The sequence below is a fragment of the Streptomyces sp. NPDC006450 genome, from assembly GCF_040612195.1.
GTDB lineage: Bacteria > Actinomycetota > Actinomycetes > Streptomycetales > Streptomycetaceae > Streptomyces.
Genome location: NZ_JBEXPT010000007.1, coordinates 83,958 through 109,750, shown reverse-complemented (window position 1 = coordinate 109,750; position 25,793 = coordinate 83,958). Strand labels below are relative to the sequence as shown.

The window sequence follows — 25,793 nt, the reverse complement described above, 5'->3', positions numbered from 1 at the left end:
CGTCACCGGATGCGGCGGGCGGTCACGCCGTCTGGAAGCCCGCGTCCTGGAGGATCTTCTGGGCCTCCGGGGTGCTCAGCCACGCCACGAACGCGGCCGCGGCCCCGGCGTTCTTGGAGCCCTTGAGCGTGGCGGCCGGGTACGAGGCCACGGCGTTCTCGGCGTCCGGGATCTCCACGACGGCGACCTTGTCACCGGACTTGCGGGTGTCGGTCTTGTAGACGAGACCGGCGTCGGCCTCGCCCAGCTCGACCTTGCTCAGCACGGCGCGGACGTTGGGCTCCTGGGAGACCGGCTTCACCTCGATCTTCTGGGCGTCGAGGATCTGCTTGCTGTAACGGCCCACGGGGACCTCGGGCGCGGCCAGCACGACCTTGATCTTGGTGTCGGCGAGGTCCTTGAGGCCGGCGACCTTGAACGGGTTGCCCTTGCCGGTCGCGATGACCAGGCGGTTCTTGGCGATGACCGCCGGCTCGTCGGTCTCGGCCTTCAGGCCGTCCATCGTCTTGGTGTCGGCTGTGACCAGCGCGTCGGCCGGGGCGCCCTGCTTGACCTGCGCGGCGAGCTCCTGTGAACCGGCGAAGGAGAAGGTGACCTTGGACCCCGGGTGCGCCTTCTCGTACGCGGCGCCCGCGGCCTTGAAGACGTCGGTGAGGGAGGAGGCGGCGAGCACCGTCAGGTGCGCGGCCTTGGGCTCGGCGGACCCGGAGGCGGAGCCCGGAGAGGCGGCGGCCCCGTCCTCCTTGTCGTCGCCGCTGCCGCAGGCGGCGAGCGCCGGCACGAGCAGGGCGGTGGAGAGGGCGAGCGCGGCGGTACGGCGGTTCAGGGGCGGGATCGGGGACATGAGCTGGTGCTCCTCGGTCGGGTCGGCGGTCGGCCTGGTGCCGGATCCGCGCGGTGGTGACCCGCGCCGGGGACGGGCGGAGCGGGTGGGGACGCGTGGTACTGAGTGGTGTGGAACCGGGTGGCGCCGAACGGGGTCAGGCGCGGTCGATGTGCACGCTGGTGGACTTCACGCGGGCGGTGGCCCGCATGCCGACCTCCAGCCCGAGCTCGTCGACGGCCTCCCGGGTGAGGAGGGAGACCAGGCGGTGGGGACCGGCCTGGATCTCGACCTGGGCGGCCACGTCGCCGAGCTTGACGGCGGTCACGATCTCGGCAAAGGCGTTGCGCGCCGAGGTGTAGGTCTCGCCGTCCTCGGTGTGGGCCCCCTGCGCCACCTCGATCGAGAAGGCGGCCAGGGCCCGGCCGTCGATCAGCCGGCGGCCGGCCTCGTCGCGGTGGGTCGCGACACGGCCGGCGTCGGCCCAGCGGCGTGCGGTATCCGGGCTGACGCCCAGAAGACGGGCCGCCTGACCGATGGTGTAGGACTGCATGTGCGACAAGGTAGGGGCACGTGTGCCGCATTTGCAATTCCATTGGGATGATATCCATGGCAGATACCACTGCTCTTGTCGTAACCGCCAAAACCGTTCCGTTTCCACGGGCTCGGCCCGGCCCGGCTCGCCTCGCTAGAGTCGGGGCATGGCTGAAGAGGGAACCGCGGGTGCGGGTGCGGCGTCGGGATCGGCGCGGGTCGACGTGTGGATCTGGTCGGTCCGGCTGACGAAGACGCGGGCGATCGCCGCCACGGCATGCCGCGCGGGACACGTGCGGGTCAACGGCGAGCGCGCGAAGCCGGCGCAGGCGGTGCGGGCCGGGGACGAGGTGCGCCTCTTCCATGCGGGGCGCGAGCGCATCGTGGTGGTCCGGCGCCCGGTGTCCAAGCGGGTCGGCGCCCCGGCCGCCGCGGAATGCCTGACGGACAACAGCCCGCCGCCGCCCACCCCGGTGGAGGCGGCGGCGGTCGGCATCCGCGACCGCGGCGCGGGCCGCCCGACGAAGCGCGAACGCCGCGAGATCGAAACCCTGCGCGGCGGCCGGTAGGAGCCGGTAGCGGCGAAACGCCCAGGGTCGGTCCCCGGGGCCTCGCCCGGGTCCTGCGGCTGCGTGCGGTCCTGAGGCTGCCGCGACGGCTGCGACGGCTGCGACGGCTGCGACGGCCGCGGCTCCCGCGGCTCCCGCGAGCGTCGTGCGCCGGGTGCGCGCATCTCCGGAGTCGACTTGTCGACCTCCCCTGTGCCCGGCTCCCGGCCGCGTGCATCGGCCGGGAGAAAATTTCTGCAAGCCATTGCGGTGGTTCTCCCCGCAAAGGGTCACTTCGGGCTGCCCCGACGCCCCCGGTGGCGAGATTTCCGCTTCACGAGGGGTTCACGCGCTGGTGACACGTGGATAACCTCCCCGCAAAACCTTGCGGCAAGTTTTCAATGCCGCGAAGCCGCAGGGCTGTTGGGCCCCGCTTCGAGGAGCAGACCTTGAGATCACGTACGCGATCACACCCCAGAGGGCGGTCCACGGCTCTGGCCCTGGCCGTCGCGGGATGCCTGGCGGCCGCGCTGCCGGCCGCCGGAGCATCCCTCGCCGTGGCGGCCGCCACGGCCGACGCCGCCCCCGCCGCCACGACGGCGGCCGGCGACGGCACGGCGACGGTCTTCTATTACACCAAGACCCGCAACTGGACTGCCTACAACCTCCATTGGGCCCCCGACGGAGGTAGCTGGACCACCGTCCCCGGCACCGGGATGGAAGCGGCCTGTACCGACTGGGTGAAGAAGACGGTCAGCCTCGGCTCGGCCGCGGGCCTCCAGGCGACCTTCAACAACGGCCAGGGCACCTGGGACAACAACGGGGGCAAGAACTACGCCCTGGGTACCGGGGTCATCACCGTCAAGGACGGGGTCGTGGCCCACAGCGACCCCTGCACGGCGGACCCCGGTACGGGAACCGGCGCGAGCGCCACCGTCTACTACGCGACGGCGACGGTCGGCTGGCCGACCGTCAATCTGCACTGGACCCCTACCGGCGGCGCCTGGACCACCGTCCCCGGCACCGGCATGGACCCGGCCTGCACGGGCTGGGTGAAGAAGACGGTCCCGCTCGGCTCGGCCGCCGGACTCTCCGCCACCTTCAACAACGGCAACGGCACCTGGGACAACAACAACGGCAGGAACTACGCCCTCGGTACGGGCCTGTCCACGGTGAAGAACACCACGGTCACGGCGAACGCCGCCGACCCGTGCGCCGCCGTCGTCCCCGACACCACCGCACCGACCGCGCCCACGGGCCTGCGGGCCGCCGCCACCGACGTGTCCACGGTCGTGACCTGGGACGCCGCCACGGACGACCGGGCGGTGACCGGCTACCAGGTCACCCGCTCCGGCGGCACGAAGGGCACCTCCGTCACCTCCGTCACCTCCACGGTGCTCACCGAGTCCGGCCTGGAGGAGCGCACCGCCTACACCTACACGGTCAAGGCGGTGGACGCCGCCGGGAACCTCTCCGCCGCCTCCGCCGCGGCCTCCGCCACCACGGGCACCCGGCCCCCGGCCCCGGCCGGATCCGCGCCACTGGGCGGTGACCCGCGCAAGGACCCCATCTACTTCGTGCTCACCGCCCGCTTCAACGACGGAGACAGCGCCAACAACCGGGGCGGCAGCCAGGACGTGAAGTCCGGGAACGCCGCGAACAACGACCCCATGTTCCGCGGGGACTTCAAGGGTCTGGTCGAGAAGCTGGACTACGTCAAGGCCCTCGGATTCTCCGCGATCTGGATCACCCCGGTCGTGCTGAACCGCTCCGACTACGACTACCACGGCTATCACGGCTACGACTTCTACAAGGTCGACCCGCGCCTGGAATCGGCGGGCGCCTCCTACCAGGACCTCATCAACGCCGCCCACGCCAAGGGCGTCAAGATCTACCAGGACGTGGTGTACAACCACAGTTCCCGCTGGGGGGCCAAGGGGCTGTTCACCCCCACCGTCTTCGGCGTGCGCGACGCGCAGTGGTCCTGGTTCTACGACGAGAAGCAGACCGGTTTCGAGTACGACGGCCTCACCGTCGACCCCAAGAGCGGGAAGTCGTACTACAACGGCGACTTGTGGTCGACGGCCGAGCCGGCCGGGAACACCTGCGTCAACTGGGGCGTGGCCACGCAGTACAAGAGCGCCGAGGGCTACACGATCTACAACTGCCAGTGGCCGAACCCGACCTCGGGCATGTTCCCCAAGGCCCTCTTCCACCAGTGCTGGATCGGCAACTGGGAGGGCGAGGACGCCCGTTCCTGCTGGATCCACGAGGACCTCGCGGACTTCAACACCGAGAACGCGGCCGTCCAGAACTACCTCATCGGCGCCTACAACAAGTACATCGACATGGGCGTCGACGGCTTCCGGGTGGACACGGCCGTACACATCCCCCGCGTCACCTGGAACCGCCGCTTCCTGCCCGCCATCCAGCAGCGCGTGGCCCAGCAGTTCGGCGCCCAGAAGGCCGAGGACTTCTACGTCTTCGGCGAGGTCGGCTCCTTCGTCAACGACAAGTGGAACCGGGGCTCGGCCAACCAGTCCGCCCAGTACTACACCTGGAAGGAGTCCGCGACGTACAGCGCGGACGACGCCACCGCGGCCGTCCAGCAGTACACGACCGACAACGACCCGGCCAAGCAGCCGACCAGCACCAACGCCTTCCTGAACGGCAACCTCTACCACGCCCCCGACCACAGCAAGTTCTCCGGCATGAACGTCATCGACATGCGCATGCACATGAACTTCGGGGACGCGAACAACGCCTTCCAGAACGGAAAGGACTCCGACGACAGTTACAACGACGCCACCTACAACGTCGTCTACGTCGACAGTCACGACTTCGGCCCCGGCAAGTCCTCCACCCGCTATGCGGGCGGCACCGAGGCCTGGGCCGAGAACATGGCCCTGATGTGGACCTTCCGCGGCATCCCGACCCTGTACTACGGATCCGAGACCGAGTTCCAGGCGGGCAAGCAGATCGACTGCGGCCCGACCTGCCCGCTCGCCGGTACCGGCCGCGCCTACTACGGGGAAAAGATCGCGGGATCGGTCACCGCCTCCGACTTCTCGAAGGTCGCCGCCGCCACCGGGCCCGTCGCCGCCACCCTGGAATCCCCGCTGGTCAAGCACGTCCAGCGGCTGAACGAGATCCGCCGCGCCGTGCCCGCGCTCCAGATGGGCCAGTACTCCACCGAGGGGGTCTCGGGAGGCATGGCCTTCAAGCGCCGCTACACCGACGGCGCCGCCGGAGTGGACAGCTTCGCCCTGGTGGCCGTCACCGGGGCCGCCACGTACACGGGCGTGCCCAACGGCACGTACAAGGACGCGGTCACCGGCGACGTGAAGACCGTCACCGGCGGCACCCTGTCCGTCCCCGCCCCCGGAAAGGGCAACCTGCGGGTCTACGTGCTCGACCTGGGCGGCAGCAACGCCGCCCCCGGCAAGGTGGGCGCCGCCGGCCCCTACCTGAAGTAGTGGAGCGGCCCGGCCCTCCGTGGTGATCCCGCTTCCGGTCCCCGTCACGCCCGGGGACCGGAAGTGGCGACTCGTGCAGGTGTTCGAATCGCGCGCTATCCTGGACGCATGCACGCACTCCAGGGCTCGCTCTTCGACCAGAGTGACGAGATCCGGCTTGGTCCCCTGGCGGGCGTCCGGCGCACGGAGCTGGGCGCCGACGCCTGGGTGGACCACCTCCCGGGCTGGCTGACGGGCGCCGACGCGCTGTTCGAACACCTTGCGGCCGAGGTCCCGTGGCATGCCGAGCGGAGACAGATGTACGAGCGGGAGGTCGCGGTCCCGCGCCTGCTGGCCCACTACGGCGACGCCGACCCGCTGCCGCACCCCGCCCTCGCCGAGGCCCGGACCGCGCTGAGCCGCCACTACGCCTCCGAGCTGGGCGAACCCTTCACCACGGCGGGCCTGTGCCTCTACCGTGACGGCCGCGACAGCGTTGCCTGGCACGGCGACCGCACCGGCCGGTCCGCCACCGAGGACACGATGGTCGCGATCCTCTCGGTGGGCGACCCCCGCGACCTGGCCCTGCGCCCCCGGGACGGCGGCCCCACCCTGCTCCGCCTGCCCCTGGGCCACGGCGACCTGGTGGTGATGGGCGGCTCCTGCCAGCGCACGATGGAACACGCCGTCCCCAAAACGGCCCGCCCGGTGGGCCCCCGGATCAGCGTCCAGTTCCGCCCGCGCGGGGTCCGCTGAGCCGACGGGCCCGGATGCCGTTACGCCGCGTCGAGTTCCTTGGGCGGGCGGGCCGCCGAGGCCGCCGCGTGGAGGGAGCGCAGGGCGAGCAGCAGGATGCCGATGTCGTCCAGGTAGACCGGGTCCGGGATCAGGTCCACCGGGGAGACCGTGTACGCCACGGCGGCCCAGAACAGGGCCTTGTCGCGCAGGGGGATGCCCGCGTCGCGCAGGAGCCGGCGGGCCGCGAACACCCGTACCAGGAGTACGGCCGCGGTGACCGCCAGCCCGGCCGCCACCACCGCCGCCACGATGAGCCAGACGGTCGTCGTGTCCATCAGGCGCCCTGTTTCCGCAGGCGGCGGCTGACCTCGCCGAGTCCGTCCGCGAGCGCGTCGAGCTGCTCGGGGGTGAGGACGTCCACCAGGACCTCCCGGACCGTGGTCACGTGCCCCGGCGCGGCCTCCGTCAGCCGGGCGCGGCCGGTCTCGGTCAGGACGGCGAATATCCCCCGGACGTCGGAGGGGCAGGTGCGGCGGCGGACGAGGCCCGCCTTCTCCATCTGCGTGACCTGGTAGGTGAGGCCGCTCTTGGAGTTGACGAGCCCGTTGGCGAGCTCCGTCATGCGCAGTTCGCCCTCTGGTGCGCCGGCGAGCCGTACGAGGATCTCGTACTGCGGGTGGGAGAGCCCTGAATCGTCCTTCAGCTGCTGGTCGAGGCGGCGGTTGACCAGCGCGGAAGCGGCCAGGAACCCCTCCCAGGCCCGCATTTCGCGGTCGTCCAGCCATTTCGTCTGAGCCATGCGTCCAGGCTACACGCGACGTTCCAATTTGAATCAGCGACGGATGCGGGGCTAGGGTCGGGACGAGTCGTTCGAATTTGAACAACCTGCCCCCGGGCCGCCCGATCGGAAGGACCCCCTCATGACCAGCCCTCTGACCAGCCCCTCCAGCCCCTCCGGCGCCACGCCGAAGCCGCGGGCCGGCGAACCGGCCGCGTCCCGCACGCGCTCCTCCGACGCCCCGGCCCTCTCGACCCCCGCCCACGACGTCGGCCTGCTCCTCCTGCGCGTGGTCCTCGGCCTGACCATGGCCGCCCACGGCACTCAGAAGCTCTTCGGCTGGTTCGGCGGCGGCGGCATCGGCGGCACCGGCCAGTTCTTCACCGCCAGCGGCTACCCGGCGGGCGACGCCATGGCCGTCGTCGCCGGACTGACCGAGACCCTCGGCGGACTCGGCCTCGTCCTCGGGCTGCTCACCCCGCTGGCGGGCGCCGCCCTGGTCGGCACCATGATCAACGCGATCGCCGTGCACGGCGCCGGCTCCTTCTTCGCCCCGCAGGGCGTCGAGTACGAGCTCCTGCTCACCGCCGGCGCCGCCGCCCTCGCGCTCACCGGCCCCGGCCGGTACGCCGCCGACCGCTTCCTGCCCGTCCTGCGCGGCCACCGCCTCGCCCACGGCGCCCTCGCGGTAGGCCTCGGCGTCGTGACCGCGGGCGTGCTGCTCCTCGTACGGAACTGAGCCGCCCCGGGGGCGGCTCCGCGAGGGGACCCGAACGGGCTGATTGAGTACTGGCATTCGGGGGAAAGTGCCCTAAATGACACAACCCATCGAAGACTACGCGGTCATCGGCGACCTGATGACCAGTGGACTGGTCGGCCGTGACGGGTCCATCGACTGGCTGTGCCTGCCGCGCTTCGACTCGGCCGCCTGTTTCGCCGCCCTCCTCGGCGACGAGGAGAACGGCCACTGGCGCATCGCCCCGGCTGCGGCCCCCGATTCCGCGCGCTGCGCCCGCCGCGCCTACATCGACGGCACGCTCGTACTGGAATCCTTCTGGGAGACCGAGGACGGCGCCTCGTTCAAGGTCGTCGACTTCATGCCGCAGCGCGACACCGCGCCCGACCTGATGCGGATCGTCGAAGGCCTCACCGGTGAATCGACCGTGAGCAGCACCCTGCGCCTGCGCTTCGACTACGGACACGTCGTGCCCTGGGTCCGGCGCGGCGGCAACCGCGAGGGCGACCGGGTCGCCGTCGCCGGGCCCGACGCCGCGTGGCTGCGCAGCGAACCTCCCGTGCACACGTGGGGCGAGGACATGAGCACCCGCTCCGAGTTCACCGTCGCCGCCGGCGAGCGCGTCGCCTTCGTGCTCACCTGGCACCCGTCGCACGAACCGCGCCCCGAACTCCTGGACCCGTACGCCGCCCTGGAGCAGAGCCTCGCCGACTGGCGGAAATGGACCGGCCAGTGCACCTACCAGGGCCCCTACCGGGAGGCGGTGGTCCGCTCCCTGATCACCCTCAAGGCCCTCACCTACGCCCCCACCGGCGGAATCGCCGCCGCCTCGACCACCTCCCTGCCGGAGGAGCTCGGCGGTGTCCGCAACTGGGACTACCGCTACTGCTGGCTGCGCGACTCCACCCTCACCCTCGGCTCACTGGTGGCCACCGGGTACCTCGACGAGGCCCGCGCCTGGCGGGAGTGGCTGCTGCGGGCCGTCGCGGGCGACCCGGCCGACCTGCAGATCATGTACGGGATCGGCGGCGAGCGGCGCATCCCGGAGGCCGAGCTGCCCTGGCTGAAGGGGTACGCGGGCTCCGCTCCGGTCCGCGTCGGCAACGCGGCCGTCGACCAGCTCCAGCTCGACGTGTACGGAGAGGTCCTCGACTCCCTCTACGTGGCCCGCTCCGCCGGACTCCCCTCCGAGTGGCACTCGTGGAAGCTCCAGCTCGCGCTCCTCGACTTCCTGGAGCAGAACTGGCGCCGCCCCGACGAGGGATTGTGGGAAGTGCGCGGCCCGCGCCGCCACTTCACGCACTCCAAGGTGATGGCGTGGGTCGCCGCCGACCGCGCCGTGCGCACCTTGGAACTCAACCCCAGGCTGCCCGGCGACGTGCACCGCTGGCGCGCCATGAGGGAGGAGGTGCACAGCGACGTCTGTGCCAACGCCTACGACGCCGACCGGCGCACCTTCACCCAGTACTACGGGTCCCGCGAACTGGACGCCGCCACCCTCCTCATCCCGCGCGTGGGCTTCCTGCCGCCCGACGACCCCCGCGTCATCGGCACGGTCGACGCGGTGCGCGAGGAACTGGGCCGGAGCGGCCTGGTCCGCCGCTACAGCACCGAGGGGCTCTCGGTGGACGGCCTGCCCGGCGACGAAGGAGCCTTCCTCGCCTGCTCGTTCTGGCTGACCGACGCCCTGCACCTGATCGGACGGGAGAAGGAGGCGCGGGAACTCTTCGAACGGCTGCTGGCCGTACGCAACGACGTGGGACTTCTCGCCGAGGAGTACGACCCCGTCTCGGGACGCCAACTCGGCAACTTCCCCCAGGCGTTCAGCCACGTCGGCCTCGTGAACACGGCGCTCACCCTGGGCGGAGCGAGTCCGGTGGTCATGCCCGGGTAGGGAGGCCGCCGGCGCCCGGCGGACGGAGAAGAGGTGCGGGGCCACGGGGGGAACCCGTGGCCCCGCACCTGTGCTCCGCCGGTCGACCGCTACACGGCGGCAGCCGGCGCCGGAGCCGGGTTGTCCTCGTCCACCGGGATGCTGACCAGCCAGCGGGTGTCCTTGCGCGGGCGCAGGTACAGCGCCCAGTACAGGGTGGCGACGGCGGTGATCCCGCCGGTCCACAGCAGGTACTGGGTCTCCTGCTGCGTGAGGATGTACGCGAACACCAGGATCAGCACGATCGGGACGGCGGGCCACAGCGGCATCCGCCAGGCGGCCGTCTCGCGGTGCGCCCCGCGGCGGCCGGCCAGCGCGGCCACGGCGACCAGCAGGTACATGCCGGTCACCGACACGCCGGTGACCCCGTAGAGGGTGTCCAGGTCGACGAAGCACATCGCCGCGCCGGGGATGCCGACGAGCAGGGTGGCCACCCACGGGGAGCCGAACCGGCCGAGCCGCGAGAGCGCGGAGTTGACGGGCGCGGGCCAGGCCTTGTCGCGGGCGGAGGCGAACAGCACCCGGGAGTTCTGGATGACCATGACGATGCCGGCGTTGACGATGGCGAGGGCCACGCAGAGGCTGACGAAGGTGCCGACGGCCGAGTTGGACCAGGCGGTCACCATGGTGCCGAGGTCGCCGGAGGTCAGCGCCTCCAGGTCGGGGGCGCCCAGGGTGATGGCGATGACGGGGACCAGGATGACGGCGGCGGAGATGGTGAGGGTGGCCAGCACGGTCCGCGGGACGTTGCGGCGCGGGTTCTCCAGCTCCTCCGAGAGGTAGACGGCCGTTATTTCCCTCCGCTTTGCCGACTCGCCGCGCTCCCGTGTCACGGGGTGACCGAGACGACCGGGAGGCCCACCCGGGCCGCGCCGAGAGCAGGGTCCGCGGCATGGACGGCCGCCGGGCCGGCCGCCGGGACCCGCTCCAGGACACCGCCCGCGAAGACGTCGTAGAGCGGGAGCGTCTCCAGGTGGACGTAGCCGATGTGGCAGTCGCAGACCGCCAGGGGGCAGGCGCGCGGGCGCAGGGCGGCCCGGTACGAGCCGTCGTAGAGGTTGCCCAGCTCCGCCTTCACGAAGTGGCAGCGGCGGACCGTGCCGGCGCCGTCCACCGAGATCACCGAGGCGCCCGTGCGGCACGGCAGTCCCGCCGAGCGGTGCGGGTGGCGGCTGAACGGGAAGAGCGGGTCCAGGGCGGTCCAGTTCGCCGCCTCCGGATCGGTGTAGGCGTGCCCCTCCGCCGCGTTGACCCACAGGTAGACCTCGGGCGGCAGCGCTGCGCGCAGCCGCCGGGCCTCCGCGAGGTGTTCCGGCAGGCCGACCACGCCCACGCTGAACCGCACCCCGGCGGAGGCCAGTTCCCGGCACTTGCCCAGGAAGCGGTCGTACGGGGTCTGTCCCGGGTGGTACGTGCACCACAGCGCGAGCGTGTCCCGATCGGCCTCGGCGGTCCAGCCGGTGCGGCCGCTCAGGTTGGTCTGGATCGCGACCCGGCGCACGTGCGGCAGGTGCGACAGCTCCACCAGGGCGCGCCGGTACCAGGAGCGGACCAGGCCCTCGCCCCACGGGGTGAACAGGACGGACAGCCGGTCGCCGGTGTTCCCGGCAGCCCAGCCCGCGAACCGTTCCAGGGCGGCCCGGTCGGCCGTCAGCCGCTCCCGGCTGTCCCGCCGCTTGGCGAACGGGCAGTAGGGGCAGTCGTAGTCGCAGGAGGACAGCGGGCCCCGGTAGAGGACCGTCAGGTCCATCGGCGACCCGCCCGCCGCCCCGGCCCCCGTCACTTGCGCTCGTACGCGGCCATCGTGGCCCGTACGTCCGCCGAGAACAGGACCGGGCCGGCCGCGTCCGAGTGCGCCAGCCCCTCCGGGGTCAGCCGCAGCAGCTCCGCGTCGTCCACGAGCCAGCCGCGCTCCGCGAAGGCCCCCAGCTCCACCGGGAAGTCCTCCCACGGACCGGTCCCGAACCGCTCCCGGTACTCGCTCACGGGCATGCCGCGCGCCTGGAGCAGGGACTGCAGCAGGTGCCGGCGCCGGGCCTCCTCCGCGCCGATCCACCGGCCGTGCTCGGCCCGCGCGAAGTCCTCCTCCGGGCGGCGCACGTAGTCGTCGACGATCGTGCGGATCTGCCGCATGTCGACCGCGTAGTCGAAGGAGTAGTGCAGCTCGGCCGTGTAGGAGCGGGCCCCGCAGCCGAGGCCGATCATGCCGTCCGTCTGGCAGGCACCCGGCTCGACATCCTGCTCGGCGCCCTCCCCGGGGGCACCGGTCCGGCGGAACATCCGCATCGACACCTGCTCGTACCCGGCGGCCAGCAGGTGGTCCCGCCCGGCCCGGTACAGCCGCAGCCGCTGCTGGTCCCAGCCGGCGGACGAGGCGTCGGCGGGCCGGCGCCCCAGGCCCGTCAGGGGGCGCACGTACAGGGGGTACAGGTACAGCTCCTCCGGCCGCCAGGCCAGGGCCGCGTCCAGGGAGTACCGCCAGCTGTCCTCCGTCTGCCCGTCTATGCCGTAGATCAGGTCGATGTTCAGCACCGGGATCGCCGCGTCCCGGATCACCGACAGGGCCGCCTCCACCTCCGCCCGCTTCTGCGGACGCACGGCGGAACGCGCCTCGTCGGGCACGAAGCTCTGTACGCCCAGGCTCAGCCGGGTCGTCCCCCGGTCGGCCAGGACGGCGAGCCGGTCCGCCGTCGCCGTGGCCGGCGAGGCCTCCACCGACAGCGGCACCGCCCGCAGATCGGCGCCCGCCGCCTTCTCCGCGATGTCGCAGAGCCGCTCCAGCTCGGCCGCCGTCAGGAAGGTCGGCGTCCCGCCGCCGAAGGCCGCGGCAGTGAAGCGCACGGGCTCCTCGTGGCCCAACGCGCCCCGGACCGCACCCGCCTGCCGCTCCAGCGCGTCGAGGTAGGCCGTGGTCAGTCCCTCCGGCGCGCCGATCCGGGTGAAGAGGTTGCAGAACCCGCAGCGCACTTCGCAGAAGGGGACGTGGAGGTAGAGCGAGAGGGAGTCCTTGGGCTGCTCCGACCACAGCGTGCTCAGCTCCGGCCGCTCGGGCAGTGGCCGGTACGCCGTCTTGTGCGGGTAGGCGTAGACGTAATTCTCGTACGGGGTGGCGAAGTTCATCGGGGGACGGGCTCCTCGTGGTTCAGGTGGAACTGTGCGTACGGGACCGTCCAGACCGCCTCGTGAGCGAGCCGGTGCCCGGTGTACCCGTCGTCCCCGTAGGTGGTCCCGTGGTCGGAGCAGACGATCGCGAAGCAGCGGCGCCGCGAGCGCATCGCGTCGAAGAGCCGTCCGATGTGCCGGTCGACGTACTCCAGCGCGGCCGCGTGCGTCTCCAGGCTGTCGCCGTCCGCCGCGGTTGCCCCGGGGGAGTGGAACCAGTTGGGCTGGTGCATCGCCGACACGTTCAGGAAGAGGAACAGCCGCCGGTCGTGCGGCAGTCCGGCCACGACCTGCTCGGCGCGGGACACCTGGGCCTCGAAGGAGGTCGGCGACGCCACTGCGAACTCCGGTTCCCAGTGCGACTCCTGGAACATCCCGGGCAGTACGGAGCCCAGCGCGGCCGCCTTGTTGAAGAAGCCGACGCCCCCCACGCACACGGTCCGGTAGCCCGCCCCGGCCAGCCCCGACACCAGATCCGGGGTGTCGAACACCCAGGTGCGCCCGGCGGTGGTCTCACTGCCCGGGAACCGGGCGGCGAACAGCCGGGGATGCGGACCGGGCCCGTCAGGGGTGGGCAGGAAGCCGGCGAACATCGCCTGGTGGGAGGCATAGGTGAAACTCCCCGGCGCGTGCCGCCGCTCCCACGTCCCACCGGGCAGGTGCGCGGCCAGGTTCGGGATCCGGCCCTCCGCGGCCAGCCGCGCGGCCACGTCGTGGCGCAGCGTGTCGAGGGTGACGAGCAGCAGGTCGTCCCGACCGACGACCTCGTTCATGTCAGGGACGGACGGGGGCGTGTGCATGCTGTTCCTGTCGTACGGCGGCCACTTGGGCCGCATAGGTGTCCTGGCCCTCGGCGGGCGAGCCGGGCAGTCCCGTCAGCCGGGGCAGCAGGTCCCCGAAGGCGTTGACCTCGCCCACGGCGAAGCTCCGCCAGCCGAGGGCGGGCAGCAGATCGACCCCGACGCACAGCGTGCGGGGGAAGACGGCCGCCGCCCGCTCGCAGACGGCGAGCGCGTCCGTCTCCCAGCGGCCGCCCGCCGCCGTCACGGCGGCCACGGCCGCGTCGAGATCGCCGCGGGCACCGCCGAGGTGCAGGTTCGTGAGCGGACCCGCGGCCGTGCGGACCACGGCGTGGGTGGCCCGGCCGCCGATGACGACCACCCGCAGATCGGCCGAACGCCCCTGCTGGGAAGCCTTCGGCAGCCACCGCTCGATGTGCAGGCCGTCGGGGGCCAGGGCGTCGACGACGGCGCCGATCACCCGCTCGTCCTCGTACCGCCGCAGGCGCAGCGAGTTGTGCAGCGCCCCCGAAGGGGCCCGCTCCACGGACGTGGTGGCACGGATCCGGCCGCCCGCGCCCGTCTCGACCGCGAGCACCCCGGAGGCCGATGAGCCGTGCGCGAGCTTGATGAACGCCCGGCGGTAGCCGGGGAGGGCGAGCACCGCCCGGACCTCCTCCCAGCCGCGCACCGGGGCGCGGACCGCCGCCGGGCCCGAGGTCGGGGAGGCCGGCACGGGCGTCCCGGCAGCAGCCAGCACCCCGTGGCAGAGCCGCTTGTCGAAGAGCACCGCGAGCTCGTCCGGATCGGCCGTCAGCGTGCCGCCGGCCGACCGCACGCCCTCCGCCACCGCGCGCACCGCCTCGGTGAACCGCCGGTACCAGCGTCCGGTGCCCTCGACCCGGGTGGTGTCGACCACCCCGCGCAGCAGCCGCTCCACCTCGGGGTCCTCACCGGGGGACTCGATCCGTACGCACTCGCCCGCCCGGAAGACGGCCCGGCCGGCCAGCACGTCCCGCCACGGAACGACCCGCGCCGCGGGCAGTCCGGCAGCGCGCACGGCCTCCTGGAAGAGGGCGACCCGGCGGTTGCCCGGGTTGCCGACGACGGCGAAGGCCACGGGAGCAGTACGCGTCACTCCGCGACCGCGACGTAGCGGTACTCGGCGTCGTCATCGACGTCCGCGGTCTGGGGATCGCCCAGATCCACCTCCACGCCGTGGGGGACGAGTGCTGCGCTCAGCCGCTCCCGAAGCGGTTCGCCGACGTAGTGGTGGTGCAGGTCGAGCTTGGTGAGATGGGTCAGGGGGCGCCCCGCCAGCAGGGCCTCGACGCCTTCGTCGGTCAGGACGCCCATGGAGAGGTCGAGCACCTCCAGCCGCTCCACGACCGGAGCGGTGGCGAGCGCCGCCGCGACGGCGTCCTGGATCTCGCTGTTGCGCAGCGCGAGCCGGCGCAGGGCGGGCAGCCGCTCGCCGCTCAGGAACGGCTCCAGATCGCCGACTTCGGCATCGCCGCCGTAGTCGGGGGTGCCCAGCCACAGGTCGAGCTCGGTGAGGGCCGGGAAATCGCTCCGCGCGACCCCGGCCACCACGCCCTTCGGGAGCCCGCCGGCCTCCAGGCGCAGCACGCGCAGCGCCGCGTGCTCCACGGGCGGGAAGAGCAGCCCCTCTCCGCCGCGCACTGCGAACTCCTCCAGCGCGGGATACGCCGGCAGCAGCGGACCCACGTCCGACTGCTGGATCCAGGAGATCTCGCACTCCTCGAAAGTGATGTCGCCGACGAACAGCGCCCGCAGCGCGGGGAACTTCGGAGCGGCTTCGACCAGCGCCCCGACGATCACCGCGCTGGAGGCGTCGTACGCCTCGGACCAGCCGCCCACGATCAGGGACCGTACCCGCCGGGTGTCCACGGATGCGGTGAACCGGGCGAAGGCCTGCGGCCATTCCTCTTCGGCGTCGTACGTGCCCACCGAGATCCGCCAGGCCACGGCCCCGGCCTCCGGCAGCTCACGGGCGTCCTTGGGTCCCGGGAAGTCGAAGGCGGGCAGGCCGCCGAGCTCGCTCAGGTGGGTCCCGATGGTCATGTGCCCAGCTCCTGACGGTATGGCGGGTGGTGGTGCCCGGCCGTGTGTGTCGTGCGACAACAGTTCTACCAAGCCCCACCGACAGCCCGCGGCGGCAGGAGCCGCCCGAGCGGGCCGCCTCGGCCGACGCCCGGTTCCGCGCGGGGAAAGGCCGGTGGGCGGCCCTCGCGGGTGAGGGCACAGGCGCAGCAGTTCCTCGGGCGGCTCGCGCCCTACGGGTCCGTCCTACGGGGCTCCGCGCGCGGACCGTCCCCCACGCCGCGGGCCCCGTCGGGGTCGGCCAGATCCGCGTCCGTCCGGCCCGCATCCGTCCGCTCCGCGTCGGTCCGGTCCGGGGTGACCGCCTCCGGGGTTGCCACCTCCGGGGCGGACGTGCGGGACGCCAGCAGCAGGGCGATGTCGTCCGGCCGGTCGGCGGAGTGCCCCGCCTCGGCGACCAGCCGGTCCGCCGTCTCGGTCAGCGGAGCGGGACCGGCGGTCGCCAGTGCGGCGCGCAGCCGCTCCACTCCCACGTCGATGTCCGTGCCCGGGATCTCCACCAGCCCGTCGGTGTACAGGGCGAGCACCGCCCCCGGCCCGATCCGCAGCCGGGTCACCGGATACACGGCCCCGGCGTCGACGCCGAGCACCGTCCCGCCCGCCAGGTCCAGCACCTCCGTCCGGCCGCCCGGATGCCGCAGCAGCGGCTGGGGGTGCCCGGCGCGGACGGCGAGGGCGAGACCGGACCCCGGGTCGAGCAGGACGTAGCAACAGCTGGCGAACTGACCCGGGTCCAGGTCGATGAGCAGCTCGTTCGTGCCGCGCATCACCTGCTCGGGCTCGTTGCCGCTGAGCGCGAAGGCCCGTACGGCGCTGCGTAGTTGGCCCATCGTGGCCGCGGCCGCCACCCCGTGGCCCTGGACGTCGCCGATGACCAGCGCGAGCCGCCCGCCGCCCGTCTCGATGACGTCGTACCAGTCGCCGCCGACGTCCATCCCCGCCGTGCCGGGCAGGTACCGCCCCACCGTGACCACGTTCTCGTGGACCGGCAGCCGGTGCGGGAGCAGCGCCGCCTGGAGCCCGCGGGCCAGCGCCGACTCGCTGTCGTAGCGCCGGGCCCGCTCCAGCGCCTGCGCGATCAGCCCGGCCAGCGCCGTGAGCACCGTACGCTCCTCCGGACTGAACCCGCGCGGGGCGTCGAAACCGAGGATGCACGAGCCGACCGGCCGGCCCGAGGCGATCAGGGGGAGGAAGGCCCGGGCGCCCACATGGGCGTCCAGCTCGATCCCCGGGTAGGCGGCGGCCAAGTGCTGCATCGACTCGAAGAACAGCGGGCGGCCCGAGGTGAGGGTCTCCACCCCGGGCAGCCGCACGTCCAGCGCCACTCCGTCGAACCGGTTGAGGAACCCTTGGGGGAATCCGGTCTCCCACGCCAGGTGCAGATGCCCCTCCCCCAGCAGGTAGATCGCCAACTGCCTCCCGCCGAAGGCCGGGAGCAGCTCGTCGGTGACCACCATCGACACCTGGCGGGCCGTCACCGCCTCGGTCAGCGCGATCGCCAGCGCCACCGGCCGGTACAGGGCCGAAGCCCGGTCCGCGGGCGAACCGAGGCCGGGGGCCCCGACCCCCGCGCCGGGCCGCATCACCGACTCGGGCGTGTACGTGGGCGGTTCGGCCGTGGCGATGGTGACGGTGATCCCGTCGATCCCCGGATGCAGGCCCACCGACAGCCACTGCGAGGAGGGCTGGGGTCCGCGCCGGGTGGCTTGGAAGTGGATCGGGGTGGGGGCGAGGAACGCGGCACGGAAGTGGTCCTCGTAGGCGGGGTGTCCGAGCCAGGGCAGCGCCTCCCACAGCATCCGTCCGGTGAGTTCCGCTCCGTCGGAGCCGAGCAGGGTCGGGGCGGCGGAGCGGGCGACGGAGTTGGTGAAGCCGATCACGCCCTGCCGGTCCACCGACAGGACGGCCAGGTCGAGGCGGTCCACGGCGGCGCGGGCACCGGCGGCGGGGTCGTCCGCGGTGCTGCCGGGGTGGCTGCCCCGGTGGCGGTGTGCCCCACTGTCGGCCGCGCCGCCTGCCGGGGCCGGCGCCGGGGCCGCTGTCGGGCCGCCCGGCGGGTTGCCCGCCGGCGCGGGACCGGGCAGGCACACCGGATCGCCCTCCCAGGTCACTTCGGCCCCGCCCGCGGAGAGCGCGGCCAGCTCCCCGGCCAGCCTGGCGGCCACCGCGCGCAGCCGCTTCCGGTCGCCGGGCCCGACGGGGACGCCGGGAGTCGCGGGGCGCAGCACCAGGAGGACGCCGTAGCGCTCGCGGCCGCGGGTCACGGGTTCGTAGAGCGATCCGAAGGGGAACGGCAGACCGGCCATGAGCTGGGGGAAGCGCCGCATCGCCGATTCCGCGTCGGGCAGGTGCACGGACTGGCCGGACCGGTAGGCCTCGGCGACGGGGTAGGGGCGGTTCACGTGCATCCGCCACCAGGGGCGGAACAGCGGGCCCGGGATCCCGGTCACGGCCGCCATCAGCAGCAGTCCCTCGGTGCCGGAGCGCAGGTAGACCCCGCCCGCGTACCCGCCGGCGGCCACCACGGCATCGCGAGTGGCCCGGGCGAGCGTCTGGGCCGTGGCGTCGGTAACGGGGCCGCCGGTGTCCGGTCTCGCCGTCACCCCTCCAGAATGCGCTCGGGCCGGTCCTTCCGCACACCCCGCGGGCCCTCCCCGCCGCCATCGGATCCGATCATCGGACGCGTAGTGGTGCGGCGGGAGCCGGCGCCGGCTCGCGGCCGGCCCCGCCCGCAACCTGTACCTCCTCACCTCCTCTCGCAGATCCTCGACACCGACATCCCCGTCGTGGTCGCGCTCACCATGACCGACGTCGCCGCGGCTGCACGACCGGACGGCTCCGCCGTCACCCCGCGGCCGACCCTGGTCGCCCTGCCCCCCGTACGGCCCGTACGCCCGTACGGCCCGTACGCCGTACGGACTGATCCGAACGCCTCCCCCGTCCGGGGGAGCTCCGGGGTGGGGGCCGCCGTCCCGTGGCCGCGGGCGGGCAGGCTTGCGGACATGCGACAGCAGTACGACACGTCAACGCCCCCGCCGGCCTTCTCGGTCGCCGACGCCTTCACCTTGAGCACGGCCCTGGACGCCCTCGGCGGTGTCCGCGGCCTCGACACCCTCGACCTGGCCTGCGGACACGGCAGCACCACCCGGCTGCTGGCGAGCGGCGGGGCCCGCCGGACCGTGGGCGTCGACAGCTGCCCGGACCGGATCCGCCGGGCCCGGGAGACCTGCGCGGACCTCCCGCACGCCGTCGAGTACGTCGTCGCGGACGCCGCTGCCGATCTGCCGGCCCTGGGACCGTTCGACCTGGCCACCGCGGTGTACCTGTTCAACCAGGCCCACGACCGGACCGCACTGCACGCCATGTTCCGCGCCGTACGGGCCAACCTGCGCCCCGGCGGGCGGCTCCTCGCCATCGTGCCGAACCCGGGGGCCTTCCCCTACGCGGACTGGGAGCCGTACGGGATCAGCGTCGTCGAGCGTTCCCCCGGCGGGGACGCCCCGCTGCTGCGGGCCCGGCTGGAGACCGACCCGCCGGTCCCGTTCGAATGCCGCGAATGGGCCCACGCCGACTTCGCGGAGGCCGCCGCCGACGCCGGCTTCGCCACCGTGACCTGGCAGCCGACCAGGACTCCGCCCGCGTGCGAGATCCGGGACGAGACCTACTGGGCCCGCTACCGCACGGCCCCCGTCGGCTCTCTGATGAATTGCGTGGCCTGAGGGGGCTGAGGGGAGTGCCTGACCCGCGCGGCCTGAGAGGCGCGCCCTGCCCGCGCGGCCTGAGGGGGCCGTCCCGATCCGCAGCACCGTGCGGCCCGGGAGGCGGCGGCTCAGGCCTCCGCCGCCGCCGCGCGGACCAGCTCCACGATCCGGTCGCGGGCCGCCCTGCCCTCCGGGAGCGGCAGCAGCGGGTAGGCGTGCGGCAGGCCCGGCTCCTCGACGAACTCCACCTCGGCGCCGGCCGCCCGCGCCCGGTTCAGCAGTTCGCGGCTGTCGGTCGTCAGGACGTCCCGGGTGCCCGTGAACACCGTCAGCGGTGCCAGCCCCGCGAACGATCCGCGCAGCGGGCTCACCCGGGGATCGTCGGCCGCCAGGTTGCCCGCGTACAGCCGTCCGGCCTCCCGCAGCCCGGGGCGGGCCAGCAACGGGTCGCCCGCCTCGATGGCCGCCTGGTCGGGATGGCTCATGGACACGTCCAGCCAGGGCGAGATCAGCACGATCCGGGACGGCTGCGCCCCGTTGCGGTCGCGCAGCCGCTGCGCCGCGGCCAGCGCCAGCCCGGCGCCCGCCGAATCCCCGAGGAGCACGGTGCCGCCCGCGCCGCCGCTCGCGATCAGGCCGCTGAGCAGATCGGCGGCGACCGGGACGGTCCGGTCGGCCGTTCCGCGCGGCGCCAGTATGTACGCCGGTACGACGACCCGGGCCTGCGCCTGTGTGACCAGGGTCCGGATCAGCGACCAGTGCGCCCGGACCAGTTCGTTGATGTAGCCGCCGCCGTGCACGTACAGCACCCGGGCGGCCGGTTCCGCGCCGAGCGGCGAGACCTCGTACACCGGCCAGGCCCCGACGAAGGTCCGCGAGACCTCCGCCACCCGCCCCAGCGAACGCGGGGGGAGGTGCGACGCCGGGCGCCGCATCGACTCCGCCACCCGGGTACGGACCGCCTCGGCGCTCCCGAACCGTCTTCGCCGTCCCGCCGCGATCAGCGCGACCGAAAGCGCCCTGCTGCGCAGACTCGGCACGCCCCTCACCTCCCCATTCCCGGCCCGGCCCACGCCCCGGCCCCTGCCCGTCACCCCAGGAGCATAGGCGTGAAGCTGGGCTGTGGACCCGCTTAAGAAATCCTCGATGGACTGATCACCCGCAGGTCGGCAGATTGGTGTCGTCCGAACGCTGCCCGGCCCGCACGCCCCGTAGCGCTTCCTTCCGCATGCCTGGAGCCACCCCCATGAAGGCACTCGTCAAGCACAAGGCCGAGCCCGGGCTGTGGCTGATGGACGTTCCCGAGCCGGAGTACGGCCCCGGCGACGTGCTGATCAAGGTGCTGCGCACCGGCATCTGCGGGACGGACCTGCATATCCGCTCCTGGGACGGCTGGGCGCAGGGCGCCGTCAAGACCCCCCTCGTACTCGGCCACGAGTTCGTCGGAGAGGTCGCCGCGCTCGGTTCGGACGTGTCCTCGGACATCGAGGTCGGCGCGCTGGTCAGCGGCGAGGGCCACCTGGTCTGCGGCAAGTGCCGCAACTGCCTGGCCGGGCGCCGCCACCTGTGCCGCAGCACGATCGGGCTCGGAGTGGGCCGCGACGGCGCCTTCGCCGAGTACGTGGTGCTGCCCGCGCAGAACGTGTGGGTGCACCGGACCAAGGTGGACCTCGACGTCGCGGCGATCTTCGACCCGTTCGGCAACGCCGTGCACACCGCGCTCTCCTTCCCGCTGGTCGGCGAGGACGTACTGATCACCGGCGCGGGCCCCATCGGGATCATGGCGGCGGCCGTGGCCCGGCACGCGGGAGCGCGCAGCGTGGTCATCACCGACGTCAGCCCGGAGCGGCTGGAGATCGCCCGCAAGGCCGGCGCCACCCTCGCGCTCGACGTCTCGAAGGCGACCATCGCCGATGCGCAGGCCCAGCTCGGCCTGCGCGAGGGCTTCGACATCGGCCTGGAGATGTCCGGCCGCGGCGAGGCCATGCGCGACATGATCGACAACATGACGCACGGCGGCCGGATCGCCATGCTGGGCCTGCCGGCGCAGGAGTTCGCCGTCGACTGGGCCAAGGTCGTCACCTCGATGATCACGATCAAGGGCATCTACGGCCGCGAGATGTTCGAAACCTGGTACGCGATGACCGTGCTGCTGGAGGGCGGGCTCGACCTCAGCCCCGTCATCACCGGCCGCTACGCCTACGGGGACTTCGAGGCCGCGTTCGACGAGGCCGCGACCGCCCGCAGCGGCAAGATCATCCTGGACTGGACCCAGGCCTAGCCCGGGCGTCCAGCCCTCCAGTCCCACAGACCATTTCCCTCCGGCCGGGCCCCGCAGCACCCTCCCCCCCTCCGCGGGGCCCGGCCCCCTCCCTCCGCCGCACCAGGAGAAAGAGAGCACCGCACATGTTCGAGACCGTCCGCGCGGACCTCCGTACGACCCTCGACGAGATCCGCGCCGCGGGTCTGCACAAGCCCGAGCGCGTCATCGGCACCCCGCAGAACGCCGCCGTCGCGGTGACCTCGGGCGGCGCCGCAGGCGAGGTCCTCAACTTCTGCGCCAACAACTACCTCGGTCTCGCCGACCACCCCGAGGTGGTCACCGCGGCGAAGGAGGCCCTGGACCGCTGGGGCTACGGCATGGCCTCCGTGCGCTTCATCTGCGGTACGCAGGAGGTGCACAAGGAGCTGGAGGCGCGGCTCTCCGCCTTCCTCGGCCAGGAGGACACGATCCTCTACTCCTCCTGCTTCGACGCCAACGGCGGAGTCTTCGAGACCCTCCTCGGCGCCGAGGACGCGGTGATCTCCGACGCCCTCAACCACGCCTCGATCATCGACGGCATCCGCCTCTCCAAGGCCCGCCGTTTCCGCTACGCCAACCGCGACATGGCGGAGCTGGAGACCAGGCTCAAGGAAGCCACCGAGGGCGGCGCCCGCCGCAAGCTGATCGTCACCGACGGCGTGTTCTCCATGGACGGCTACGTCGCCCCGCTCGCCGAGATCTGCGACCTCGCGGAGCGCTACGACGCCATGGTCATGGTCGACGACTCGCACGCCGTCGGCTTCGTCGGCCCCGGCGGCCGCGGCACCCCCGAACTGCACGGGGTCATGGACCGCGTGGACATCATCACCGGCACCCTCGGCAAGGCGCTGGGCGGAGCCTCCGGCGGCTACGTCGCGGCGCGCGCCGAGATCGTCGAGCTGCTGCGCCAGCGCTCGCGCCCGTACCTCTTCTCCAACTCCCTCGCCCCGGTCATCGCGGCGGCCTCCCTCAAGGTCCTCGACCTGCTGGAGTCGGCCGACGACCTGCGCGAGCGGCTCGCCGCCAACACCGCGCTCTTCCGTACGAAGATGACCGAGGCCGGCTTCGAGATCCTGCCCGGCGACCACGCCATCGCCCCCGTGATGATCGGTGACGCGGCGGAGGCGGCCAAGATGGCGGAACTCCTCCTGGAGCGCGGGGTCTACGTGATCGGCTTCTCCTACCCGGTGGTGCCGATGGGTGCTGCGCGGATCCGCGTCCAGCTCTCGGCCGCGCACTCGACGGCCGACGTGGAACGTGCGATCGCGGCCTTCATCGACGCGCGGGCGTCCCTGGCGGGCGTCGAAGCCTGACCCCGCGCTCCTCGACGCCTGAGGGGCTGGATGGGGCCGGAGCCTGTCGTCACGTGACCGCCGACGGTCCGGTCCAGCGATGTCGTCACCTGACCGCCGACGGTCTGTGAGGACTCAGCCCCGTCGGCGGTCTGTGAGGACTCAGCCCCGCCGGTGTTGGAGGCGGGGTCCGGGGCTGAGCCCCAGAGGACTGGGCGGAGCCCTGCCCGGTGTCTCGGGGCGCGGCCCGCAGAGGGGCTGCGGCCTGCGAGAATGGCAGGGTGATCGACCCCCGGAGGCTGCGCATCCTGCGGGCCGTCGCGGACCACCGTACGGTGACCGCCGCGGCCGCAGCGCTGTACCTCACCCCCTCCGCCGTGTCCCAGCAGCTGGCGGCCCTGGAGCAGGAGACGGGGCACGTCCTGCTGACCCGCAGCGGCCGGGGCGTACGCCTCACCGCGGCCGGCGAGATCCTGCTCGGGCACGCCCACGAGGTCCTGGCGCAGTTGGAGCGGGCCGAGGCCGAACTCGCCGCCTACGCGGGCGGTTCGGCGGGTGACGTCACCGTGGCGGCCTTCGCCACCGGCATCGCCGAGGTGCTGGCCCCGGCCATCGCCCGGCTCGCCGTCGACCACCCCGGGATCCGGCTGCGCGTCCGCGACGCGGAGGGCGACCAGAGCCTGCCGCTGCTGCTCGACGGCGAGGCGGACCTGGCCCTGGCCGTGGAGTACCGGGGCGCCCCCGGCGCCGACGACGGCAGACTGTCCGTGCTCCCGCTGTACGCGGAACCCTTCGACGCCGTCCTGCCCGCCGGCCACCGCCTCGGCGACCTGCCGGAAGTGCCGCTGGCCGGTCTCTCGGACGCCGACTGGGTGGGCCAGTACCCCGGCAACCCCTGCCACGACGTCATGCAGCTCGCCTGTGAACTCGCGGGGTTCCAGCCCCGGCTGGTGCACTCCTCCGACGACTTCCGCGCCGTGGTCGCGCTGGTCGGCGCGGGCGCCGGGGTGGCCCTGGTGCCCCGTTCGGCGCTGCGCGGCATGGAACTCAAGGAGGTCCAGGTCCGCCCGGTGAGCGGCCCGGCGGCGACCCGGAGGGTCTTCGCGGCCACCCGGCGCGGCGCCGAGACGCATCCGCTGATCGCCCCGGTCCTGGCCGCCCTCGCCCGCGAGGCGGGCCGGCTCCCGGCGCACTGACGGCACGGCCCCAGGGCCACCGGGGGTGGCCCGGTCAGCCGAAACAGACCCGGCCGCCCTCCGCCGGGCTGCCCGGCGTCAGGCAGAACCGGGCGCCGGCCGGCCCCTCCACCGCCGGCACCATCGGGGTCGCCACGTACTTGCCGACGTCCCGGACGGTCACCCTGAGCTCCTGGGGTGCCGGACCGTCCGGCACCGACAGCTCGACGCGGTCCCCGTCCTTCAGCCCCGAGGCCCGCACCCACACCGCCTGGCACAACTCGCCGTGGCGCAGCTCCAGTTGGCGACCGCCCGGCGCCGTTGCGGTCAGTGCGGTGGTCACCATGCCGGCTCCCCCGCACGCCATGCTCAGCGGGTCCTTGCCCGCACAGCTCGCCGCCAGGCATCCGGGATTGCGGATGGGCTTCTCCGACGCCGGATCGGCCGGATCGGCCGGGTCCGCCCCCCGCCCGGCCCCGCGGAGCAGCAGCACCGAGGCCGTCGCGAGCACGGCGACGCACAGCGCGCCGACGGCCACGGCCACCCACGGCCGGCCCGGAGCGGCGGGCTCGGCACGAGGCCGGGTACCGGGCTCGGCGCCGGGTACCTCCGCGGCCGGCCGGCCACGGTCGCTCCAGGCTGCGTCGGCGAGCTCCCACAGGGCCAGCAGCCGGGTCGGCTGCTCGCCGGCGACCGCGCACAGCGCCTCCACGGCCTGCCGGGGCGCGGGCTGCTTGCCGTTGAGGTACCGCTCCCACGAGGACTTGCTGTAGGGAGTGCGCCGGGCGAGGGCCGCGAGGCTCAGGCCCGTGCGCTCCCGCAGCCGCCGCATCTCGGCGGCGAGCTGCCCACCCTCCGCGGGTGTTGTCACTTGCGCAGCTCTCCCCAGGATTTCGGTCCGACGATGCCGTCGGCGACCAGCCCGCGCGCCGCCTGGAACCGTGTCGCGGCGTCCTTGGTGGTCTGGCCGTACAGGCCGTCCGTGGTGCCGGGGTCGAAGCCGTGCTCGCGCAGCAGGCACTGGACCTCGACGACGTCGAAACCGGTGCTGTTGATGTCGAGCAGGATCTCCCGGTTGGTGCTGTGCCCGGCGCGGAGATCTCCGTCCTGGCGACCGATGTCGCACGTGTACGCCACTCCGCGCCGGTAGCCGGACTTCCCGGTGTCCGCGGCCGCCTTCCCGTCGTCGGCCCACACGCCACCGGTCAGCAGCCCTGCGGTGAAGGACAGGGCCACGGCGGCGACGACCCCCGCGACGAAGCCGCGCAGGGAGACCGTGCGAACGGTCGGCGCCGGCTCCTCCGCGACGCCGTCCCGATCCTCCTGCGGCTGCCCGCCGTCCAGCACCGCGGTGGCCGTCCGGCCGGGGGCGTCCCGCCGGGCCCGTACGGCGACGTCGTGCAGCACCACCAGACGCGTGGGCTCCACCCCGCACACCGCCGCGAGCTCCTCGACGGCCTCGCGGGGCACCGGCTGCTTCCCGTTGAGGTACCGCTCCCACGAGGAACGGCTGTAACCGGTCTTCGCCGCGAGCGCGGCCAGGCTCAGCCCGCTGTGGTCCTTCAGCCGCCGCAGCTCTGCGACGAGCCGCTGCTCCCGCCCGTCGAGTGCGGCGGGCAGTTCCTTCCAACGCGCCACTGGTTCGTCCCCCTCAGTCCGGGGTCCAGCATCGGGCCCCGGCCTCCGGGCTTCCAGCGTTTCGCACGGCTTGGC

At 73.2% G+C, this 25,793-nt stretch carries 22 protein-coding genes and 1 pseudogene; 9 read left to right on the top strand and 14 right to left on the bottom strand.

All coding sequences use genetic code 11. The features are described from left to right. Positions 1 to 22: 22 nt before the first annotated feature. Both modA and ABZY57_RS05110 read right to left on the bottom strand, forming a co-directional pair. Positions 23 to 844, bottom strand: coding sequence for a molybdate ABC transporter substrate-binding protein (modA, locus tag ABZY57_RS05115; protein WP_356508264.1), 822 nt, complete (start codon positions 842 to 844; stop codon positions 23 to 25). A 136-nt stretch (positions 845 to 980) separates the two neighbouring features. Continuing rightward, complete coding sequence (locus ABZY57_RS05110) at positions 981 to 1,376, bottom strand: helix-turn-helix transcriptional regulator (RefSeq protein WP_356508263.1); 396 nt, start codon at positions 1,374 to 1,376, stop codon at positions 981 to 983. A gap of 148 nt (positions 1,377 to 1,524) precedes the next feature. On the opposite strand from ABZY57_RS05110, the gene ABZY57_RS05105 reads away from it, so the two are divergent. The 3 genes from ABZY57_RS05105 (at position 1,525) to ABZY57_RS05095 (ending at position 6,116) form a co-directional block, all read left to right on the top strand. Further along, entirely contained in the window at positions 1,525 to 1,926 is a 402-nt protein-coding gene (locus ABZY57_RS05105) for an RNA-binding S4 domain-containing protein (RefSeq protein ID WP_356508261.1), read from the top strand. 428 nt (positions 1,927 to 2,354) lie between these two features. Beyond that, positions 2,355 to 5,381, top strand: a complete 3,027-nt coding sequence (locus ABZY57_RS05100; RefSeq protein ID WP_356508259.1) for a carbohydrate binding domain-containing protein — start codon at positions 2,355 to 2,357, stop codon at positions 5,379 to 5,381. A 108-nt stretch (positions 5,382 to 5,489) separates the two neighbouring features. Beyond that, positions 5,490 to 6,116 (top strand): alpha-ketoglutarate-dependent dioxygenase AlkB, encoded by a 627-nt coding sequence (locus ABZY57_RS05095; protein WP_356508257.1) that lies wholly within the window; start codon positions 5,490 to 5,492, stop codon positions 6,114 to 6,116. 20 nt (positions 6,117 to 6,136) lie between these two features. Here ABZY57_RS05095 and ABZY57_RS05090 read toward each other — a convergent pair whose 3' ends face one another. Then, a complete protein-coding gene (locus tag ABZY57_RS05090; RefSeq protein WP_243340820.1) occupies positions 6,137 to 6,433 on the bottom strand; it encodes a YkvA family protein in 297 nt (98 codons plus the stop codon). Then, a complete protein-coding gene (locus ABZY57_RS05085) occupies positions 6,433 to 6,897 on the bottom strand; it encodes a MarR family transcriptional regulator (protein ID WP_356508255.1) in 465 nt (154 codons plus the stop codon). The genes ABZY57_RS05090 and ABZY57_RS05085 overlap by 1 nt, the downstream gene beginning before the upstream one ends. A gap of 121 nt (positions 6,898 to 7,018) precedes the next feature. Here ABZY57_RS05085 and ABZY57_RS05080 point away from each other — a divergent pair, with 121 nt between their 5' ends. Both ABZY57_RS05080 and ABZY57_RS05075 read left to right on the top strand, forming a co-directional pair. Continuing rightward, on the top strand, positions 7,019 to 7,615 hold the full coding sequence (locus ABZY57_RS05080; RefSeq protein WP_356508254.1) for a DoxX family membrane protein: 597 nt from the start codon (positions 7,019 to 7,021) through the stop codon (positions 7,613 to 7,615). A gap of 76 nt (positions 7,616 to 7,691) precedes the next feature. After that, on the top strand, positions 7,692 to 9,506 hold the full coding sequence (locus ABZY57_RS05075; RefSeq protein WP_356508252.1) for a glycoside hydrolase family 15 protein: 1,815 nt from the start codon (positions 7,692 to 7,694) through the stop codon (positions 9,504 to 9,506). Positions 9,507 to 9,595: 89 nt separating this feature from the next. Here the strand turns inward: ABZY57_RS05075 and ABZY57_RS05070 are convergent. From ABZY57_RS05070 to ABZY57_RS05040, 7 genes and pseudogenes are all read right to left on the bottom strand, one after another. Next, positions 9,596 to 10,336, bottom strand: a pseudogene (locus ABZY57_RS05070) (APC family permease); the annotation flags it as partial. Positions 10,337 to 10,374: 38 nt separating this feature from the next. Further along, entirely contained in the window at positions 10,375 to 11,295 is a 921-nt protein-coding gene (locus ABZY57_RS05065) for an STM4011 family radical SAM protein (RefSeq protein WP_356508250.1), read from the bottom strand. Between the two features lie 29 nt (positions 11,296 to 11,324). Then, positions 11,325 to 12,665: an STM4012 family radical SAM protein gene (locus tag ABZY57_RS05060; protein ID WP_356508248.1), complete on the bottom strand. Its 1,341-nt coding sequence runs from the start codon at positions 12,663 to 12,665 to the stop codon at positions 11,325 to 11,327. Next, the gene (locus ABZY57_RS05055) at positions 12,662 to 13,480 is read right to left on the bottom strand and encodes an STM4013/SEN3800 family hydrolase (protein WP_356508246.1); all 819 of its coding nucleotides are present in this window, start codon (positions 13,478 to 13,480) and stop codon (positions 12,662 to 12,664) included. Before ABZY57_RS05055 ends, ABZY57_RS05060 begins: the two co-directional genes overlap by 4 nt. 1 nt (position 13,481) lies before the next feature. Further along, complete coding sequence (locus ABZY57_RS05050) at positions 13,482 to 14,624, bottom strand: STM4014 family protein (RefSeq protein ID WP_356508244.1); 1,143 nt, start codon at positions 14,622 to 14,624, stop codon at positions 13,482 to 13,484. Further along, on the bottom strand, positions 14,621 to 15,571 hold the full coding sequence (locus ABZY57_RS05045; protein WP_356508242.1) for an STM4015 family protein: 951 nt from the start codon (positions 15,569 to 15,571) through the stop codon (positions 14,621 to 14,623). Before ABZY57_RS05045 ends, ABZY57_RS05050 begins: the two co-directional genes overlap by 4 nt. Positions 15,572 to 15,783: 212 nt before the next feature. After that, positions 15,784 to 18,213 carry a SpoIIE family protein phosphatase gene (locus tag ABZY57_RS05040; RefSeq protein ID WP_356508240.1) on the bottom strand — a complete coding sequence of 810 codons (2,430 nt, stop codon included), beginning with the start codon at positions 18,211 to 18,213 and terminating at the stop codon, positions 15,784 to 15,786. Between the two features lie 183 nt (positions 18,214 to 18,396). Between ABZY57_RS05040 and ABZY57_RS05035 the strand changes: the two genes are divergently transcribed. Further along, entirely contained in the window at positions 18,397 to 19,329 is a 933-nt protein-coding gene (locus ABZY57_RS05035) for a class I SAM-dependent methyltransferase (RefSeq protein ID WP_356508238.1), read from the top strand. Positions 19,330 to 19,439: 110 nt separating this feature from the next. Here ABZY57_RS05035 and ABZY57_RS05030 read toward each other — a convergent pair whose 3' ends face one another. Further along, on the bottom strand, positions 19,440 to 20,351 hold the full coding sequence (locus ABZY57_RS05030; RefSeq protein ID WP_356508236.1) for an alpha/beta hydrolase: 912 nt from the start codon (positions 20,349 to 20,351) through the stop codon (positions 19,440 to 19,442). Positions 20,352 to 20,557: 206 nt separating this feature from the next. Between ABZY57_RS05030 and tdh the strand changes: the two genes are divergently transcribed. The 3 genes from tdh to ABZY57_RS05015 all read left to right on the top strand — a co-directional run bounded on the left by tdh (position 20,558) and on the right by ABZY57_RS05015 (position 24,101). Further along, entirely contained in the window at positions 20,558 to 21,592 is a 1,035-nt protein-coding gene (gene tdh / locus ABZY57_RS05025) for an L-threonine 3-dehydrogenase (protein ID WP_356508234.1), read from the top strand. Between the two features lie 125 nt (positions 21,593 to 21,717). After that, entirely contained in the window at positions 21,718 to 22,926 is a 1,209-nt protein-coding gene (locus ABZY57_RS05020) for a glycine C-acetyltransferase (protein ID WP_356508232.1), read from the top strand. A gap of 260 nt (positions 22,927 to 23,186) precedes the next feature. Beyond that, the gene (locus tag ABZY57_RS05015) at positions 23,187 to 24,101 is read left to right on the top strand and encodes a LysR substrate-binding domain-containing protein (protein ID WP_356508230.1); all 915 of its coding nucleotides are present in this window, start codon (positions 23,187 to 23,189) and stop codon (positions 24,099 to 24,101) included. 34 nt (positions 24,102 to 24,135) lie between these two features. Here ABZY57_RS05015 and ABZY57_RS05010 read toward each other — a convergent pair whose 3' ends face one another. Continuing rightward, on the bottom strand, positions 24,136 to 24,951 hold the full coding sequence (locus ABZY57_RS05010; protein ID WP_356508228.1) for a helix-turn-helix domain-containing protein: 816 nt from the start codon (positions 24,949 to 24,951) through the stop codon (positions 24,136 to 24,138). Continuing rightward, positions 24,948 to 25,718: a helix-turn-helix domain-containing protein gene (locus ABZY57_RS05005; RefSeq protein WP_356508226.1), complete on the bottom strand. Its 771-nt coding sequence runs from the start codon at positions 25,716 to 25,718 to the stop codon at positions 24,948 to 24,950. The genes ABZY57_RS05010 and ABZY57_RS05005 overlap by 4 nt, the downstream gene beginning before the upstream one ends. Positions 25,719 to 25,793 lie beyond the last annotated feature (75 nt).

Excerpts from the sequence above, each read along its gene's own strand:
- ABZY57_RS05055 (WP_356508246.1), bottom strand. The coding sequence starts at position 13,480 with ATGAACGAGGTCGTCGGTCGGGACGACCTGCTGCTCGTCACCCTCGAC.
- ABZY57_RS05060 (WP_356508248.1), bottom strand. The coding sequence starts at position 12,665 with ATGAACTTCGCCACCCCGTACGAGAATTACGTCTACGCCTACCCGCAC.
- ABZY57_RS05065 (WP_356508250.1), bottom strand. The coding sequence starts at position 11,295 with ATGGACCTGACGGTCCTCTACCGGGGCCCGCTGTCCTCCTGCGACTAC.
- ABZY57_RS05095 (WP_356508257.1), top strand. The coding sequence starts at position 5,490 with ATGCACGCACTCCAGGGCTCGCTCTTCGACCAGAGTGACGAGATCCGG.
- ABZY57_RS05045 (WP_356508242.1), bottom strand. The coding sequence starts at position 15,571 with ATGACCATCGGGACCCACCTGAGCGAGCTCGGCGGCCTGCCCGCCTTC.
- ABZY57_RS05110 (WP_356508263.1), bottom strand. The coding sequence starts at position 1,376 with ATGCAGTCCTACACCATCGGTCAGGCGGCCCGTCTTCTGGGCGTCAGC.
- ABZY57_RS05075 (WP_356508252.1), top strand. The coding sequence starts at position 7,692 with ATGACACAACCCATCGAAGACTACGCGGTCATCGGCGACCTGATGACC.
- ABZY57_RS05020 (WP_356508232.1), top strand. The coding sequence starts at position 21,718 with ATGTTCGAGACCGTCCGCGCGGACCTCCGTACGACCCTCGACGAGATC.
- ABZY57_RS05090 (WP_243340820.1), bottom strand. The coding sequence starts at position 6,433 with ATGGACACGACGACCGTCTGGCTCATCGTGGCGGCGGTGGTGGCGGCC.
- modA (WP_356508264.1), bottom strand. The coding sequence starts at position 844 with ATGTCCCCGATCCCGCCCCTGAACCGCCGTACCGCCGCGCTCGCCCTC.
- tdh (WP_356508234.1), top strand. The coding sequence starts at position 20,558 with ATGAAGGCACTCGTCAAGCACAAGGCCGAGCCCGGGCTGTGGCTGATG.
- ABZY57_RS05105 (WP_356508261.1), top strand. The coding sequence starts at position 1,525 with ATGGCTGAAGAGGGAACCGCGGGTGCGGGTGCGGCGTCGGGATCGGCG.
- ABZY57_RS05085 (WP_356508255.1), bottom strand. The coding sequence starts at position 6,897 with ATGGCTCAGACGAAATGGCTGGACGACCGCGAAATGCGGGCCTGGGAG.
- ABZY57_RS05080 (WP_356508254.1), top strand. The coding sequence starts at position 7,019 with ATGACCAGCCCTCTGACCAGCCCCTCCAGCCCCTCCGGCGCCACGCCG.